This window comes from Mesorhizobium sp. M7D.F.Ca.US.005.01.1.1 (genome assembly GCF_003952545.1).
In the GTDB taxonomy this organism is placed as follows: domain Bacteria; phylum Pseudomonadota; class Alphaproteobacteria; order Rhizobiales; family Rhizobiaceae; genus Mesorhizobium; species Mesorhizobium loti.
Window position 1 is genome coordinate 6,877,597 of sequence record NZ_CP034453.1, and the last position, 15,461, is coordinate 6,893,057.

Sequence of the window (15,461 nt, forward strand, 5' to 3'; positions counted from 1 at the left end):
CCTATTCCCAGAAGAACTGGGCGATCATCACAAGGGCTGCGACCGCCATGACGGCCGTCGCAGCCCAGCCGACGGTCCTCATCACCAGGGGAACAGTTGCCTTGCCCATGATGTCCCTTCGCGCCGTCATCATCATCATCACTGCCATGACCGGGACGGCGACCACGCCGTTGACCACCGCGCTCCAGTAGAGTGCCTTGATCGGATTGACGGGGGTGAAGTTCAGACAGGCGCCCAACAGCGTTGCAACCGCGATGGTCACATAAAACGCTTTAGCCTCCAGCGGCTTGCGATCGAGGCCGGTTGGCCATTTGCGGGCTTCGCCCAAGGCATACCCCGCAGACCCTGCCAGAACCGGGATCGCGAGCAGGCCGGTGCCGATCACGCCCAAGGCAAAGATTGCAAACGCAAACGCCCCTGCCACGGGCTTCAGCGCTGCGGCGGCCTGGCTGGTCGACTCGATGTCGGTGATGCCACTGGCATGCAGCGTTGCCCCAGCCGTAATCATGATGGCCAAGGCTACGAGATTGGAGAACGCCATCCCGACATATGTGTCGAGCCGGATGCGTTCGATCGCATTCTCGGCCTGCTCCGGCGCCTCCTTGAGGGGCTTGCGCTCCGGCTTGGCCTTCTGGTCTTCCACTTCCTGCGAGGCCTGCCAAAAGAACAGATATGGGCTGATGGTGGTCCCGAGGATCGCCACCACCGATGTCCAGAAGCCGGCGTTCGCAGTCAATTTCGGGATGAAGAGACCGCGAGCGACGTCACCCCATGGGACATGCACGACCAACACAGTGCCAAAATAAGCGAAAAGGGACAGGGTCAACCATTTCAACACCGAGACGTAGCGGCTGTATTCGAGCAAGACCTGCAGGACGACGGACACCACCCCGAACAGGATTACATACGCGAGATGCGGACCGCCGATAATCAGTTTCAGGGCGTCGCCCATGGCACCGAGGTCGGCTCCGATGTTGATGGTGTTGGCGATGAGGAGCAACACGACAACCGACTGAAGTAGCCAGTTCGGATAATAACGGCGCATGTTCCCGGCAATCCCTTGGCCGGTGGTGCGCCCGATCCGGGCGCTGATCTCCTGCACTACTGACATTAGCGGATAGCTGAACAGCAACGTCCATGTAAGGCCGAAGCCGAACTGCGCACCTGCCTGGGAATAGGTGGCAATGCCGCTGGGATCGTCGTCGGACGCTCCCGTGATCAGGCCAGGTCCCAGGATGCCGAAAAGCCGGGGCTTCGACGGGCCAACACCCGGATCGTTCTTTTGCATTCTCACAGCCTCCCGCCGCTCCGAGCGAGGTAACTTGCCGCCTTGGCAAAAGCTCCGTCATGAAGAAAATTATTCTACGTTTGCCAGCAAGCGGATGCAGGCTGCGCCTTTCCGTCGTTTCGCCGGTGGAATGTCCGGTTCGCACATATCCCCGGCCTGACGCCGTCGTCATGGATATCGAACTGGTGGCCGGGGACTGCGTAAAAGTGACCGCGATGCTTGATGTTCGCAAGATCCCATTTGTAGTCCATTCCGTAAGTTTTGCCAGCTCGGGCTTCCACGACCCGTTTTTCCTTCAGAGTGTATGGATCACAACACCCGCCTCGCCTTTCGAACTGCGCAATGCTGTCCAGACAGCTTTGGCGATGGCGAACGATGATGACGTTTCGCGCCTGACGCATGCCTGTCGTTACTAGGCGAGGCTGGCCTCCCGCCTGGTCGTTGACATTGGCTGCCGTCGACTGACGCTTTTGCCGCGCGGCCGAGGAGCAACTCCCGCACTCGAAGGTTCCTTGCCTGTGTGGGAGGAATCATCGCCGTGCCCAACGAATGAAGACAACGCTCGCCCGGACGCGCACGACGCACTGGCGCAATCGGTTGTAAAGGAGACCGCGATCTCGGAAGAGCAGGCCCGAGCGTAAATCGGCTGATCGGAACGGATCGCAATTCGCTGCCAAGAGAGGCGCGGCAGCTTCTCCGTCCGCGCTAGGAACGACGGGTCCCCTGATCTCCACATCGAGTTTGTTCCCGTTCGATCTGAAGGCGGCAGTCTTGGAACGAACGGCCAGGTGCTGCGTTGCTGTGTGTTTTACTATATCAGGAATGCCGGAATGAATGAACCGCCGCAGGCGAACGTTGTCGCCCTCAACAACCCCGGAGTGTCCTTAGAGGATAGCCTCGATTTCGATTATCGGGATTTTTTCGAGAACGGTGCCGTTGCCCTCCATCTCATAAGCGCGGAGGGCTTTATCCTGCACGCCAACAAGGCCGAGCTTAACCTGCTTGGCTATCCTGCGGAGGATTATGTCGGTCGCCATATCGCCGACTTCTACCCGGACCGGGACATGATCGACAACATTTTAAGCCGGCTCACCCGAGGCGAGAACATCGCCCGACATCCGGCGCGGTTGCGGGCCTGCGATGGGTCGATCAAGCATGTCGAAATCACCTCGAGCGGCCATTTCCGCGACGGCAAGCTGGTCAACACCAGATGCTTCACAGTCGACGTGACTGATCTGGAACGGACCCGTACGGAACTCAGGCAGCAGGACAACACCTATCACCAGATTCTCGACGGCCTTCCGGTCGCCATCTACACGACTGATCAGCAGGGCACCATTACCTATTACAATCGCGCTGCTGCCGATATGGCAGGACGGGAGCCTGCCATCGGCAAGGACAAATGGTGCGTGACGTTCAAGCTGTTCACGGCCGACGGCAAGGAACTGCCGCATGACGAGTGCCCCATGGCCATTGCGCTCAAGGAAAACCGGCCGGTCCGCAACCAGCAGGCCGTTGCGCAGCGTCCCGACGGATCCTTTTTTCCGTTCCTGCCCCACCCCACCCCGCTACGGGATGAGCACGGCAATCTGATCGGTGCCGTGAATATGCTGCTTGACCTGACCGACCGCCAGCGTGCCGAGGAGGCTAGGCAGCATCTGTCAGCGATTGTTGAATCCTCGTTCGATGCAATCGTTAGCAAGGATCTTAACACCATCATCAAGAGCTGGAATCAGGGTGCCGAACGCCTGTTCGGCTATACCGCCGACGAAGCAATCGGCCAGTCGGTGACGATGCTGATCCCGCATAATCATCAGGACGAGGAGCCGCGCATCCTCGAGCGCATCCGACGTGGCGAGCGCGTCGACACCTACGAAACGATCCGGCAACGCAAGGACGGAAGCCTAATGCCGGTCTCGCTGACGATATCGCCGGTGCGTAATGCAACTGGCCAGATCGTTGGAGCATCGAAGATTGCCCGGGACATTACGTCGGCGAGGGAAAGCGCGCAACGCATCCGCATGCTGATGCGCGAGGTCAACCACCGGGTGAAAAACCAGTATTCGGTCATCCTGTCGATGATCCGCGAGACCAACAAGCGATCGGAGACGCCGAAGGAGTTTGAATCGCAGGTACGGGAGCGCATCATGGCGCTATCGCGATCCCACGACCTGCTTGTATCCGCCGATTGGAAGGGCGCCAGTATCAATGAACTCTTGGCAGCCCAGGCCCAGCCATTCCCGAGGGGTGAAGTGATCGAAATGTCGGGCCCATCGTTGGTACTCGGGCCCAATGCGGTCCAGTATCTTGGGATTGCCTTCCACGAACTCGCGACCAACTCGGCGAAATATGGCGTGCTTTCAGGGGATGACGGCCAGATTTCAGTCACATGGACCATCACCGGTTCCGGAGCATCGCGGCGCTTTCATCTCACCTGGGCTGAAACAGATGGGCCGCACGTCCAGACCATCGGACAGGGCGGCTTTGGAACCGTGGTCTTGAAGCGGGTTGCACCCGCAGCGGTGGGTGGGCAGGGCAACCTTGAATACGGTCCCCATGGGATCACTTGGAGCTTGGAAGCGCCGTTGGCAGGCGTGGATGGGTCTGTTCCAAACCAGCACTAGAAGCACAATTTGCCGACAGTATTCGTCACTCGATTCGCTTGATGCGACCCTTGTCCAGCCGGAAAACCCCCGTGTTCCCGCCCTGCTTTTCAAAGTCGGTCTGCAGGTCGTCCCACGTCCCCAGGAATTCGCCGCAATCACTGCAGGCGATCCTGGTATCGGGCTGGGCATCAGCCGGTATTCTCAGCCGGATGGTCAGGCAGTGCGGACATTCAAGGTTGTGGTTGAGGTATGAGGTGGTCATGGCAGAGGGCAATTTACGCAGCAATGGGCCGTTTGCAAGACCGCGATCAGCGGTCCGCTATGGACCCGCCCGGCGACTTGGCGCACAGTTTCGCGCTCGGCGACCGGGAGTGTCATTATGCTCAGCGGCGTTCGCTGCCCGACAAACTGCTGATGGCGTCGTGGCTGTGGAAGTGCGCAATCACAATGTCACGGTTGTCTTTAGCCAAGCTGGCGTCAGCGGTGGTGTCGACAGCGGCGGCTCAAATGTGCCGCCACTGGTGCGAGGACCGCTGGCGGCGTTAGCGCCTTTTCGGCTTCGGCGCAGTTCCTTTATTCTCGGGTCAGTCTGGTAAGTTCGAAAGCCCGCGCCCCTCTGGCGGAGAAGAGCGCGGGCCGATCGGAGGCCCGATCTTCAGCAGGCGATGGAGGGCACCAACCTGCCGCGCGCAATAACCTTTAGAGGTGGCTAATGTTCCATCAAGCCAGATGCAGGCATGCTACGGTCCTGACCAGCGCGAAGTTTCGACAGCCATCTAGCCACATAGGCCACATTGCCTACAGCCCGGGGTCGCGTATCAGAGGCTCATGAAGAAGTGCCCAACATACGTTGTGTATCGACCGCCGATGTTGGGTTTGCCTTTCTTAGCTGTCATTCTGGCGGTAGACGGCACCGCCACAGCAAGACCATTCGACACGGTATGGGATGTCGCCGCGTTTAACCGGCTGATGGATGGGATTCAGCACCCCCGCAACGCTGGGAATTGACTCGCTGACCGACTGTCCGAAGCGGACATTTCTTGAAGTCGCCCGGCTCGAACGCATTTGAAGAGTCCATCACGCTTTCGCCCTGTGGGGGAATATGCGAGATGACCATTCGTGCAACGACGGACGAAATACAGTTGGCAAAGGTAAGTGCGGCCCAAGTTCGCGCGGCCCGTGGGCTTCTCGACATTTCTCAACAGGAATTGGCGGATTTATCCAAGGTAAGTTTGAGGACGATCGTGCAGTTCGAACGTGGTTCGAAACCAGCATCTGAATCGATCCTGCAAGTGCTGAAGCTATCGCTCGAAGCAGCCGGAATAGAATTCATTCCAGAGAATGGCGGTGGCCCTGGTGTGCGCTTGTCACGCGGTACCGCAAACACTTAGCCGAAGGCGGCACTTGCGGACGGCATTACGGATAAGCTGTTTCCCAATCAATGTTTATAGCGATCCCCTGACAACAGCGATATTGGTCAGATACCGGAGTGGCGTCGGTATGATTGATTTGTGATATTGCGAGAGTGGCGATGTCCAAGACAAGAAACAATCATTACGTCCCGCAATGGTACCAGGAGAGGTTCTTTGAACCAGGACGTTCTTCACTCATTCTGAAGGCCATTACTAGAGGCCGCGGTGCGCGATTCCCAGACCTTTATTCGATCCGGCTAGAACGTCAGCTATCGACGTTCTGAGTGTAAAAGCAGGCAGTCTGTTATCGGCCCATTCCCAGTCGTTGAACTTACCTCAGAGAGGAGTGTTCAACGTTGACAGCAACGTGCGACTCCACCGCCACTAGTCAATGTTTTTTCGTGATGCGCTGGAGTGCCATGAGACAGGATCAGCTACCCATCGATTGACATCGGATTCCCGCCAGCCCGCCCCGTTTACGCTGATCTTGATCTGGGCCGGGAACGTGCCTTCGGCGATCTTGCGATAGATGGTTGAACGGGACAGGCCGCTCCGGGCAAGGACGGTTTTGAGGCGTACAATACGATCCGACTCGGGCATAGCTTGCCAGCTTCTCAGTGGTTGTTGCTGGTATCTACTGGGACAGACAGGACGGACCGAATGCCGGACGCAAGTAGGTTTGTCGCTTCAGCCGGCTGCGGCGTGAAAACGGCGGTAGATCGGAGGGTATCAGAGCCCAATGCCCCGCCCCTTACCGATGCCATGGCTGAACGCCAGTTCCGCACCCAAGCGACGACCCGAATCCACGTTGATGCCAAGCTCGCGTTTGCGGGTTGCCAGTAGGGATTCAAGTTGAGGATCGCGTTCAAGGCTCTTGGCCATCTCGGACATGGCCAAGCGCGCTGACTTGTAGCCGGACATGTCGCCGGCCTGATATTGCTCCCGTCCCGTCCGGTCGAGCTTTTGCCAACGTTCCACGAACCGTTCGGCGCGGCCGCCGGGATCGAGGTCCATCCCGGTGCGAATTTCCGTTTCCAGTTGAAGAGCAAAGACGATGCGATTGACGGCGCCGGCCCCTGCCTCACGGACAAGCTCGGGACTCTTCGCGTAAGCCGCTTCGGCGTCGCGCCAGCCATGCGGCCGAACCTTCTCGAAAGCGCTACGGGCATCCCTCAACTCGCGCATCTGCTCGGGACTGCCCTGCCCGTCCGCATTTCCGCTGCGGAGGATCGCGTCGATCGCGCGCGCGTGACGAACAAGCGCGTTGGTCCGATCCCTGCGCAACGCCGCTTCCGCGTCCACGGGCACATTCGAGTCGCGCGACACTCCCGTGGCGGGCGTTCTCCTTTCGGGCGTGGAGCCAGCATCTCCGATTTGCACCCTAACGTCTTCCCTTTTCGGTCTTCGCCCACCTTCCTGCATGGGTTCGCCGTCTTCGGGCGAACGCAGTCCGTCCAGCAGCTCGCCGATCCTGTCGCGCAGCTTCTCCGGAACGATCCGGCGCACAATCTCGACCACACGCTGTCGGAAGGTGATGCCGCGCCGCTCGGCATAGTGTTGCGCCGGGTCGATCTGCTCGTAATCCGACGCCATGTCCTTGGCGCGGTCCCGTGACAGGGAGCGTACCAGCCGGTCCCGTGTGGCAAAGTCATCGCTGCCGTAGTGCAGATTCGTGCCATCGCGATGCCGGGACAGCGCAACGTAGCTCCCATGCGCGTCCATGCCCGGCGTCGCCAGGACATGGGTCCGGTCGACGGTCATGCCCTGCGCCTTGTGGATGGTCGCAGCATAGCCGTGATCGATGTGGGCGTAGTCCTTCAAGTCGAACCGCACCGCTCTGCCGTTGTCCGTGCGCACACTCATGCTTTGCTCGCTGACCGCTTCGATCACACCGAGCGTTCCGTTCTTGACGCCAAGGCCACGTTCGTTGCGCAGGAACATGATGCGATCGCCGCTGGCGAAGTTTCTCGGGCCGCGTTCGACAGTCACTTGCACATCGCCGCCGAGATCGCCGGCAGCGCGCAACCGCTCGCGCGCTGCCTGGTTCAGGGCGCGCACCTCGTCGTTTGTGTGGATGAGAATGATCCGGCTTGCCTCTGGATGCGCCTGCCTGTCGCGATCCCAGCGCTCGACGAGTTCAGCTCGCGCTTCGTCGCGCGTTGCAGCCTGATGCACCATGCCTTGCGCGTCGTAGGCGCCGATCGCGGCACCGATCCTGCCGGTTGCAAGATCGCGCGTGGCGTCGCGCTGCCAGTCCTGGCGCTGCCGACGCACCTCGCCGATTTCGACGCCGCCGTGTCGCTCGTGAAGTGAGCGGAATGCAGCGCCGGCTTCGATCGCCTGCAACTGCTGCGGATCGCCGACGAGGACGACTTTTGCGCCAACGTCCGCCGCATGGGAGAACACGCGCTCCAACTGGCGCGTGCCGACCATGCCGGCCTCATCGATGACCAGGACATCGCGCGTGGTGAGCAGATCCCTGCCCCGTCCCCAGCTGTGCTCCATACTGGCGATGGTGCGTGACGGGATGCCTGAACCGCTTTCGAGATTCTCAGCGGCAATGCCTGACAGTGCGGCGCCTTGAACCTCGTAGCCCGCCGCTGCCCATGCCTGGCGCGCAACGCCCAGCATGGCGCTCTTGCCGGTTCCGGCAAAGCCGACAACGACACCAAGACCGCGGCTATTCGTGATGTGATCCAGTGCATCACTTTGCTCGCCTGACAGGACAAGCCCGCGTTGCGCAGCCCGCGCCAGCGCTGCCTCGCGATGTACGTTACTCACCGAATGATGCTCCTCCCCGGCCATGTGTTCCGCAGCGCGATGCAGGCGCTGTTCGGTGTCGATCATCTGCAGGGTGGTGAAACGGTCTTCGCCGCGTCCGTCCTTGCCCAGTTCGACCAGATCGGGTGCGTTGCTGATGGCTGCCATGACCGCATTGAACTGCTCCATTCCGTCGCTGTGGCGATGCGAGAACTTCGCAATGTCTTTTCGGGTGAAGGTCGATTGCTGATGCATGATTGCCACCAGCGCCACGGATGGATCGGCAATGATGCGCGCACCATTGTTGCGCGCGATCTCGCGGTGCAGCTCGGCGCGATCTGCGTCAATGTCGCCAGCAGCGGGGCAACTGCCCTCGATGCGTTGAGCCGGTGCGCCAATCTGGGTCTGCGGCTCCAGGGCGATGCCCTGGGCTTCCAGACTGCGATGATCTATGCGCGCGTCGATGTCGAGTTCGGCCAGGCGTTCATTGGCCAGCTCCGCCCATCGCTCGCGCCAGCGCTCGACCAGCTGGGTAGCATTCCAGTCTCGGACCTTCGCCCCGAACCCGTTCTCGTCCACGGACCGCATGGTCAGCATCACATGCGCATGCGGCTTGGGGCTGCCATCCTCCGCCCTGTCCCAATGCACATTGAGATCGGCGACCATGCCCTTACTGACAAATTCGACTTGTACAAAGTCGCGCGCCAGTTCGATGCCTTGCGCCTGGCTGAGTTCGCGCGGCAGAGCGAATTCGACCTCGCGGGCAAGCTGCGCATCCTTGCGCACCTCGAACGCCTCGACATCGTTCCACAGCCGTTCGCGGTCGCGCCAGGCCTCCGGTGCATCCTCCGGCAACATCACCTCGGAATGGACGACACCGCGCTTGGCCGAGAAGTCATGCGTCCGTTCGATCCGCTCATCGCGCAGCCGCGAGGCCGAACGATAGGCGGCCGACGCGACAGCGCTTGAGCCTGCCTTGCGGCCAATGACCTTGACGTGAAGATGATAGATCGCCATCGCACCCAGATCATTTGCATGGCAAACCGCACGTCGGCACGACGTATAAGCGCGCCCTCCCTCGAAAAATTCTCGGGATGGACCAGCCCGTCCCGGGCTGTCTCGGCAACCCTGAAGCCTTCCGGCAGGTGCTCCCCTATCATCCTCCGATCGACAATCAATGGAGACAACCATGCGCAAACCACGAGACTTCGACACAGAACTGAAGGCGCTGGAAGACAAAGCGCGAGAACTCAAAACGCGAAAGGTGCAGCAACTTGGCGAGCTGGTGATCGCCACCGGCGCCGATCAACTGGGCACCGACGAACTGGCTGGTGCACTGGTCGCAATCGCCGAGACGAAGGACACCTCAAAGCGCGAGGCTTGGGCCAAGCGTGGGGTGACGTTTTTCGAAAGCAGGTCCCGGCGAACTGCTTCGGCATCTCAGCGCAACCCACGCGGCGCTTCGGCGCAACCGGGCGGCCCACAATCGCCGGCAAGCGGCAATGGCTCGCAATGACATGAGGACCTGGCAGGTCGAGCGTCGCAAGCGCACACGGCAGCTCATCGAACTCGGCGGGCTCGTCGCCAAGGCAGGGATTGTTGATCTAACAGCCGATGATCGCGCCGTCATATACGGCGCGCTGCTTTCGATCGCCTCCAAGCTGCAAAGCCATGAAGGCGAGCACGCGCGAAACCTATGGACTGCGAAGGGTAGGCAGGCGTTCGATGCTGAACGGCGTGAAGAGCAGATGGGACGGCGAACTTAGCCACAGTTGGCGCGAGCAGCGGACGGCACGAAGCCTGAACAGCAGACTTCCGCCGGTGCGCCAGCGCCGACGCCGCATTCAAGCGCTTGCGCAGGAAGCTTTCGCGATCTTCGTCGCTACCGGCGACAATCTCATCGCGCGAGGCGTTTGATCCTGATGATGAAGGGCGCAAGGCTTGAGGTGGCGAAGCTCGTCAAAGCAGGCGCTGCCCTATGAGCAAACTTCAAACGCCAGATCGTGTTCCCTCGAAACCTCCCACGCCCCACAGATGCGATCATGCACACTGCGCGTTGATACAAACTCTATAGCCAGGGTGCGAGCCAGGGCATTGCTCTGCGCAGCTGGAACCGGCAGAAAAGAGAGGGAAGCTCCTCGCTTTAGATGAGATAGGCAGAAGCATCCCAGCCGATGGGACGAGAGAAGCGAAACTTACTCTTGTCATGTTGCGCAAGAGAGGTGGATTTTACGGAGAAACGTACTATTTGCCTTGTTGGCGGGACGTCCAAATCAAACTTCGCTCAGCTGCCACTTGCACATCCGGCACTCGCCGCAGGCGATCGTGAACGGCACCACGACGCGCTCGCCGATCTTGAATTGGAGTGACCCGTCCTGACTTCAACGACCTCGCCCATGGTCTCGTGCCCAAGCACGTCATGGGCGTGCATTTCTGGGACAAATCCTCCCATCAGATGAAGGTCTGACCCGCAGATCGCACAAGCCGTAACCTTGATGATGATATCGCGGTCGTCCTCAATGATCGGGTCATCCACCTGCTCGCAGCGGATGTCACTTTTGCCGTGCCAGGTGAGCGCCTCATCGTCATTCTCCGTTGGTTTTGCCATCGCTAACCTGCCGCTCGACAAAATGTTCCTGATCCAGCGCGATCCTTTGCTCGGTTTGGATATCCACACCGCAATGAACCTGTGACAGCGCCCCGTTATGGATTTGACCGGGCACCACGTCACCCAGTGAGAGAACTGATTTCAGCACTGAAAAGTCCCGCTCATTCGCTGCATGGCGACTATCGGGCTCATGCGCGCGAGTTCGCGCGGCCCAAAACTGTGTCGCAGGCTCCAATGCGTGTGAACGCTTCAGGACTCAATTTGGCAGCGCGTTCGTCTCGCTTGGAACAAACTCGTCGCGAGCAGGTTTGGAATCGTCAATTTCAACTGAGGAATATCATCATGAGAAACAGTCTTCGTCTGGCGTCGCTATCGTTAGCAGCGTCGATGGTATTTGCCTGGCCAGCGCTCGCTGCCGAAACCGCCCAGGAATTCGTGACCAAGGCCGCGATCGGCGGAATGTTCGAAGTCCAGTCGAGCAAAGTCGCCCAAGACAAGCTGCAGGACCAAGGGCTCAAGGACTTCGCCCAAAAGATGATCTCCGATCATGGCGCCGCCAATGCGAAGCTTGAGAGCATCGCCGGCGAACAGAAGTTGAAGGTGCCTGCCGACCTCGATGCTGCACACAAGAGCGATGTCGACAAGCTGCAGTCGGGTACGGCGCCAGTAGATGCAACTTATGCACACATGCAGAAGGCGGCGCACACCGATGCGGTCAGCCTGTTCGAGGCTTATGCCAAGGACGGCGACAACGCCGCCCTGAAATCCTTTGCCGCCGAGACGTTGCCGACACTCAAGATGCATCAGGAGATGATTCAAAAAGTCGCAACGACGGCGCCAGCTTCTGACGCCACCACACCGGCGGTGACCAACGGCGCGACCAATCCGGCCGCTCCTGTTCCCGGCGCCAACAGCTTTACCGAAGCCCAGGCCAAGAGCGCGATCGAAAAGGCGGGTTATGCCGACGTCTCTGGTCTGACGAAGGACGACCAAGGCATCTGGCGCGGAACGGCGAGCAAGGATGGCAAGTCGACGCCGATCGCGCTCGACTACCAAGGCAACGTTGTTGCCGGCACCAAGTGATCAGAAAGCGAGGAAAACCCGATGAAAACCGTAACAGGACTGTTCGACAATTATGACGATGCCAATGATGCCGTAGGCGAACTCGTGGCCACCGGCGTCCCGCGCGACGACATCAGCATTGTGGCCAACAACGCGACCGGCTGGCACAAGGACGAGGAGACCGAAGCCGGCGAGGACGCGGCCACGGGAGCTGGCGTCGGCGCCGTCATTGGCGGCGCCGGCGGCCTGGCAACAGGCCTCGGCCTGATGGCCATTCCCGGGGTCGGACCTGTCGTCGCAGCTGGGTGGCTGGCTGCCACTGCCGTCGGCGCGGTCGGCGGGGCCGTGGTCGGTGGTGCTGCTGGGGGCATCATCGGTGCCATGACAAACGCCGGCATTCCTGAAAATGACGCCCATGTCTATGCCGAAGGCGTTCGTCGCGGCGGGACTATGGTCACCGCCAAGGTCGAGGACAATCTTGCGCCGAATGCCGAACAGATCCTCAAGCAATATAATTCGGTCGACGTCGCTGGCAGACGCAATGAATACGAGGCTGGCGGCTGGACCGGTTTCGACCCGAACGCCGACGTCTATAGCGGAGAAGACCTACAGCGATATAGACGTGGACCCGATCTTTGATGCGACACTCGCAAGGCGGCCAAGGCCGCCTTGCTCCCTTCAGATCCGCTCATCGCCGCGTCCTAGCCAACGCAATGGCTAAGAGCATTTTCCGAAGCCAGAGGCGACTTGGGTACGACTCCGTACCAACATTTCTTAATGCAGCCCAGACCCACGAAGTTAGGATTCCATTGTCATCTAGAAGTGAGGACAAGGCAGTGGAAAAATCCAAAACGAACGTTCGCTGCGTTGAATTCGTCGAAGGTTACGGCGAATGGCACGTCCGTGTCGTCGAGGAAGACAACGAGTACACCCGTTCTTTCGAGATCGAATCGTTTGCCTTGGCCTACGCGGAGGGCCAACGGCGGCGGTTAGCACTCGCAGATTTTACGCGGATATAGGCTCAATGAGCCGATGGGAAAAAGGTCCCGCATTGATCTAGACGACGAAGTTTCCAACAAGCCGGCAAAACAGGAGGCTGCCTTGGCAAAACGTCGAATCGACAAGGAAAAATTTGAACGAGCCGATCGCGAGGCGCGCAAGCTGATCGACGCCGAACGCCAGGCCAGAGATGCCAAGACCGCCCGGCTGAGAGAGTTGAGGCTCAGCGCAGGCCAAGACTTGGCTCTTTCCAAAGTGTAGGCATAATTTGCTCGTTTATGAGCGCTTCATCCTCCACTGCTCCAAGCGACTGCGGCAACGCAGAAATCAATGCTTCATTGCTCGTTTGAGATCTACCCTCTCGACGGCCGGAAACTTTGGGACCGTTCAAGATTAAGCAGAGGCAGCACGTTCTAAACGGTCCGCTGACCAAGATGTCCCCCGTCTTTGTCCGCGTTTGAGGCCAGGCGCGGGCCGGCCCTCTTTCCCAAGGTGTCTTATGAGGAACAACGTTCCCGAAAATCAAGCTCGACAAGGCCCTCTTGGCAGGCCGGTCCTTGTTGTGCTCATAGCCGCGCTGCTACTGGCCATTGCCGCCTGGGGTGTCGCCGAAATCTATGGCGTAGTCATCAAAGGACCGTCGACAGACCAGCAAGACAGCCAGGCGCCTGCGGGCACCAACCCAAACCCGGCCTCGACTGATCCCGTTCAAACTCAGTCTGACAGTGTTAACAGCCAGCCGATCGATCAAAATCCCAAGGTGGACAAGAATCCAACGCCGCAGTCCAGCACAGGCGGTGACCAGCAAGGGGTGCAGCCGTCACAACCCACTGCACATTGAGGCTTAAGTCGGGCCACCGACCCCGCATATCGTCGTCACGTTCTCGTCCGCACATCGAGGCATATGATCCGCAGGGATCCGCGCGCCCTAGTCGATGTTGAGGAGGTTTATCAACCGGCCGGCTTGCCGCTGTGCGACCGCCTCTTTGAAAGCCACCGCAGCGGCATCGCATGCCGGCCTGGATGGTCCATAAAGATTGAGGATGATCGTCGCCGACTTCTCGGACAAGCCGTGCTTCGATGCGAATTCATCTGCGCCGTATTGCCCCGTCCGCTCGTGTGACCTTCGGCCCTGCATTGCCCGTTCCTCGATCGCCAAGGTGGATCGACGATCACAAAATTCGCGCGCATTGCGGCAAACGTCAAGACTTAAGCCGGCCGGCTTTATGCAACGGTTGTTGACCAATGACAGTCGATCGCCATCTATTGAACCGCAGATACCGGTTTGCCCAGGCAATTCGCTTTATTGGACATCGGGCCTACCCATGCGGTGAACTTTCCGCAGCGCATCTAAGACAACAAGCTGCCACCAAGGCGCGTTGTTACAGACCGACCTTGACGCGTCGAGACGAGTGTCCAATTCGCACAACTGCACGGTCTTTTCTTCAGTCGAAAGCAATACGTCTTCAGCTATCTGTTGAGCCTTGGTCTCGGCGAACATCACCATACCGAAGTGTCCTCAAGTGGAGATCATCGGCAACGTCGATCGGCTACGGACGTTCCACAGCCTCGGTCGCAAATCGAAGTCCACCATAAAGCGACGCATCGCGCGACCCTGCTGGATTTGAACGACATCAAGCCTCGAAGTGCTCCCGGAGGGAACAAATCATCTCCCGGAAAATTCCTTCTAGGCATATCTGAAATGCTTAAACGAGGAGGAAATGATGGGGTTTTTCGGCAAGTATTTTTCAGGCCTCTTGGGCAAAAAAGAACAGCCAGAAAAGCGCAGTGGCGACATGCGTAAGGCGACCGGCGCTGGTCCCGCTTTGGCAGCTCACTCAAAGGACGCAAAGACTACATCTCCCAGCGGTCAAAACGCGACGGCAGCGAGGAAGAAAGCTGATGGCTGATCCAGAAGGAATCCGAGGAAATGCCTCACCGCTTTGCCAGCGATCTGCCTCCAGGTCGGGTGGGCCACTCCGGCGTGACCCGGTAAGATCCTTGCTGCGCTACGCCCCGACGGTTTGATCACACATGCGAGATATCCCGGCGCCCGGTACGGTGGTCTTTGGAGACCTTGGCGATGTCGAGCCTCTAAGCCGTAAATTTGGCGGCGATCGCGGCACGCCACTAGACCGTTACTACATCGAGAGTTTCCTACAGCGCCATGCGGGGGACATTCGAGGACGCGTCGCGGAGATCGGCGACAATGTCTACACGCTCCGTTTTGGTTTGGCACGAGTTGTGACTTCCGACATTATCGACTCACCAGAAAGTGCCAATCCTCGGGCCACGATACGCATCGATCTCCAGAACGAGAATGCCGTGGAGGGCGGGCGCCTTGACTGCATCATTGTGACCCAGACGCTGCACATGATCTACGACGTGCGGGGTGCACTTGGTACGATCCATCGCGCCCTGGCACCAGGAGGCGTTGTGCTGGCGACGGTTCCAGGCATCACTTCCATCGACGCGCGTGACGGGCCAGAAAAGTGGTTCTGGGCCATGACCCAGAGTGCTGCACGACGCCTGTTCGAAGAAAGATTTGGCTCAGCCGGTGTGGAGGTACAGCAATTCGGCAATGTTCTGGCCGCCACAGCCTTTCTGCAGGGTCTCGCTTTCGAGGAGATTGACCGCGCAAGCCTCGACGTTGTTGATCCCCTTTACCCTGTCATTACCGGGGTCAGGGCCACTAAATCCTGATCCTGCTGTGCTCGTGTTACCTT

18 protein-coding genes and 2 pseudogenes are annotated in these 15,461 nt (G+C 59.4%); 12 read left to right on the forward strand and 8 right to left on the reverse strand.

From position 1 onward, the window contains the following. Position 1 precedes the first annotated feature (1 nt). Entirely contained in the window at positions 2 to 1,288 is a 1,287-nt protein-coding gene (locus EJ076_RS33450; RefSeq protein WP_126070737.1) for a divalent metal cation transporter, read from the reverse strand. 59 nt (positions 1,289 to 1,347) lie between these two features. Between EJ076_RS33450 and EJ076_RS33455 the strand changes: the two genes are divergently transcribed. Further along, complete coding sequence (locus EJ076_RS33455) at positions 1,348 to 1,704, forward strand: hypothetical protein (protein WP_126070738.1); 357 nt, start codon at positions 1,348 to 1,350, stop codon at positions 1,702 to 1,704. Between the two features lie 414 nt (positions 1,705 to 2,118). Further along, entirely contained in the window at positions 2,119 to 3,912 is a 1,794-nt protein-coding gene (locus tag EJ076_RS33460; protein WP_126070739.1) for a PAS domain S-box protein, read from the forward strand. A gap of 25 nt (positions 3,913 to 3,937) precedes the next feature. On the opposite strand, the gene EJ076_RS33465 is transcribed toward EJ076_RS33460, so the two are convergent. Beyond that, a complete protein-coding gene (locus EJ076_RS33465; RefSeq protein ID WP_164548513.1) occupies positions 3,938 to 4,180 on the reverse strand; it encodes a hypothetical protein in 243 nt (80 codons plus the stop codon). A gap of 823 nt (positions 4,181 to 5,003) precedes the next feature. Between EJ076_RS33465 and EJ076_RS33470 the strand changes: the two genes are divergently transcribed. Next, positions 5,004 to 5,285, forward strand: coding sequence for a helix-turn-helix transcriptional regulator (locus EJ076_RS33470; RefSeq protein ID WP_126070740.1), 282 nt, complete (start codon positions 5,004 to 5,006; stop codon positions 5,283 to 5,285). 405 nt (positions 5,286 to 5,690) lie between these two features. Here EJ076_RS33470 and EJ076_RS33475 read toward each other — a convergent pair whose 3' ends face one another. Both EJ076_RS33475 and traA read right to left on the reverse strand, forming a co-directional pair. Continuing rightward, a complete protein-coding gene (locus EJ076_RS33475) occupies positions 5,691 to 5,906 on the reverse strand; it encodes an AlpA family phage regulatory protein (RefSeq protein WP_126070741.1) in 216 nt (71 codons plus the stop codon). 129 nt (positions 5,907 to 6,035) lie between these two features. Then, positions 6,036 to 9,083, reverse strand: a complete 3,048-nt coding sequence (gene traA / locus EJ076_RS33480) for a Ti-type conjugative transfer relaxase TraA (RefSeq protein ID WP_126070742.1) — start codon at positions 9,081 to 9,083, stop codon at positions 6,036 to 6,038. 172 nt (positions 9,084 to 9,255) lie between these two features. On the opposite strand from traA, the gene EJ076_RS33485 reads away from it, so the two are divergent. Next, a complete protein-coding gene (locus EJ076_RS33485; RefSeq protein ID WP_126070743.1) occupies positions 9,256 to 9,582 on the forward strand; it encodes a conjugal transfer protein TraD in 327 nt (108 codons plus the stop codon). Position 9,583: 1 nt separating this feature from the next. Further along, positions 9,584 to 9,832, forward strand: coding sequence for a conjugal transfer protein TraD (locus EJ076_RS33490; RefSeq protein WP_126071205.1), 249 nt, complete (start codon positions 9,584 to 9,586; stop codon positions 9,830 to 9,832). Positions 9,833 to 9,914: 82 nt separating this feature from the next. Here the strand turns inward: EJ076_RS33490 and EJ076_RS36185 are convergent. From EJ076_RS36185 to EJ076_RS35380, 3 genes and pseudogenes are all read right to left on the reverse strand, one after another. Beyond that, positions 9,915 to 10,053 (reverse strand): annotated as a pseudogene (locus EJ076_RS36185) (DUF932 domain-containing protein); the annotation flags it as partial. Between the two features lie 307 nt (positions 10,054 to 10,360). Further along, positions 10,361 to 10,674: pseudogene (locus tag EJ076_RS33500) on the reverse strand (alcohol dehydrogenase catalytic domain-containing protein); the annotation flags it as partial. Next, complete coding sequence (locus EJ076_RS35380) at positions 10,652 to 10,822, reverse strand: hypothetical protein (RefSeq protein ID WP_164548795.1); 171 nt, start codon at positions 10,820 to 10,822, stop codon at positions 10,652 to 10,654. The pseudogene EJ076_RS33500 and the gene EJ076_RS35380, both read right to left, overlap by 23 nt. Positions 10,823 to 11,016: 194 nt before the next feature. On the opposite strand from EJ076_RS35380, the gene EJ076_RS33505 reads away from it, so the two are divergent. The 5 genes from EJ076_RS33505 to EJ076_RS33520 all read left to right on the forward strand — a co-directional run bounded on the left by EJ076_RS33505 (position 11,017) and on the right by EJ076_RS33520 (position 13,576). Continuing rightward, complete coding sequence (locus EJ076_RS33505; protein ID WP_126071206.1) at positions 11,017 to 11,757, forward strand: DUF4142 domain-containing protein; 741 nt, start codon at positions 11,017 to 11,019, stop codon at positions 11,755 to 11,757. Positions 11,758 to 11,778: 21 nt separating this feature from the next. Further along, positions 11,779 to 12,375 (forward strand): general stress protein, encoded by a 597-nt coding sequence (locus EJ076_RS33510; protein WP_126070744.1) that lies wholly within the window; start codon positions 11,779 to 11,781, stop codon positions 12,373 to 12,375. 197 nt (positions 12,376 to 12,572) lie between these two features. Beyond that, positions 12,573 to 12,755, forward strand: coding sequence for a hypothetical protein (locus EJ076_RS33515; RefSeq protein ID WP_126070745.1), 183 nt, complete (start codon positions 12,573 to 12,575; stop codon positions 12,753 to 12,755). 82 nt (positions 12,756 to 12,837) lie between these two features. Further along, positions 12,838 to 12,996, forward strand: a complete 159-nt coding sequence (locus EJ076_RS35385) for a hypothetical protein (protein ID WP_164548796.1) — start codon at positions 12,838 to 12,840, stop codon at positions 12,994 to 12,996. A 238-nt stretch (positions 12,997 to 13,234) separates the two neighbouring features. Continuing rightward, positions 13,235 to 13,576, forward strand: a complete 342-nt coding sequence (locus tag EJ076_RS33520) for a hypothetical protein (RefSeq protein ID WP_126070746.1) — start codon at positions 13,235 to 13,237, stop codon at positions 13,574 to 13,576. A gap of 87 nt (positions 13,577 to 13,663) precedes the next feature. Here the strand turns inward: EJ076_RS33520 and EJ076_RS33525 are convergent, their stop codons facing one another. Beyond that, positions 13,664 to 13,981 carry a hypothetical protein gene (locus tag EJ076_RS33525; protein WP_245462932.1) on the reverse strand — a complete coding sequence of 106 codons (318 nt, stop codon included), beginning with the start codon at positions 13,979 to 13,981 and terminating at the stop codon, positions 13,664 to 13,666. 475 nt (positions 13,982 to 14,456) lie between these two features. Between EJ076_RS33525 and EJ076_RS33530 the strand changes: the two genes are divergently transcribed. Then, positions 14,457 to 14,645 carry a hypothetical protein gene (locus tag EJ076_RS33530; protein ID WP_245462933.1) on the forward strand — a complete coding sequence of 63 codons (189 nt, stop codon included), beginning with the start codon at positions 14,457 to 14,459 and terminating at the stop codon, positions 14,643 to 14,645. 124 nt (positions 14,646 to 14,769) lie between these two features. Beyond that, on the forward strand, positions 14,770 to 15,438 hold the full coding sequence (locus EJ076_RS33535) for a methyltransferase domain-containing protein (RefSeq protein WP_126070747.1): 669 nt from the start codon (positions 14,770 to 14,772) through the stop codon (positions 15,436 to 15,438). Positions 15,439 to 15,461 lie beyond the last annotated feature (23 nt).

Bases quoted from the DNA above. Each gene is read 5' to 3' on its own strand.
- EJ076_RS33450 (WP_126070737.1), bottom strand. From the start codon at position 1,288: ATGCAAAAGAACGATCCGGGTGTTGGCCCGTCGAAGCCCCGGCTTTTC.
- EJ076_RS33455 (WP_126070738.1), top strand. From the start codon at position 1,348: ATGAAGAAAATTATTCTACGTTTGCCAGCAAGCGGATGCAGGCTGCGC.
- EJ076_RS33460 (WP_126070739.1), top strand. From the start codon at position 2,119: ATGAATGAACCGCCGCAGGCGAACGTTGTCGCCCTCAACAACCCCGGA.
- EJ076_RS33470 (WP_126070740.1), top strand. From the start codon at position 5,004: ATGACCATTCGTGCAACGACGGACGAAATACAGTTGGCAAAGGTAAGT.
- EJ076_RS33475 (WP_126070741.1), bottom strand. From the start codon at position 5,906: ATGCCCGAGTCGGATCGTATTGTACGCCTCAAAACCGTCCTTGCCCGG.
- traA (WP_126070742.1), bottom strand. From the start codon at position 9,083: ATGGCGATCTATCATCTTCACGTCAAGGTCATTGGCCGCAAGGCAGGC.
- EJ076_RS33485 (WP_126070743.1), top strand. From the start codon at position 9,256: ATGCGCAAACCACGAGACTTCGACACAGAACTGAAGGCGCTGGAAGAC.
- EJ076_RS33490 (WP_126071205.1), top strand. From the start codon at position 9,584: ATGAGGACCTGGCAGGTCGAGCGTCGCAAGCGCACACGGCAGCTCATC.
- EJ076_RS33505 (WP_126071206.1), top strand. From the start codon at position 11,017: ATGAGAAACAGTCTTCGTCTGGCGTCGCTATCGTTAGCAGCGTCGATG.
- EJ076_RS33510 (WP_126070744.1), top strand. From the start codon at position 11,779: ATGAAAACCGTAACAGGACTGTTCGACAATTATGACGATGCCAATGAT.
- EJ076_RS33520 (WP_126070746.1), top strand. From the start codon at position 13,235: ATGAGGAACAACGTTCCCGAAAATCAAGCTCGACAAGGCCCTCTTGGC.
- EJ076_RS33530 (WP_245462933.1), top strand. From the start codon at position 14,457: ATGATGGGGTTTTTCGGCAAGTATTTTTCAGGCCTCTTGGGCAAAAAA.
- EJ076_RS33535 (WP_126070747.1), top strand. From the start codon at position 14,770: ATGCGAGATATCCCGGCGCCCGGTACGGTGGTCTTTGGAGACCTTGGC.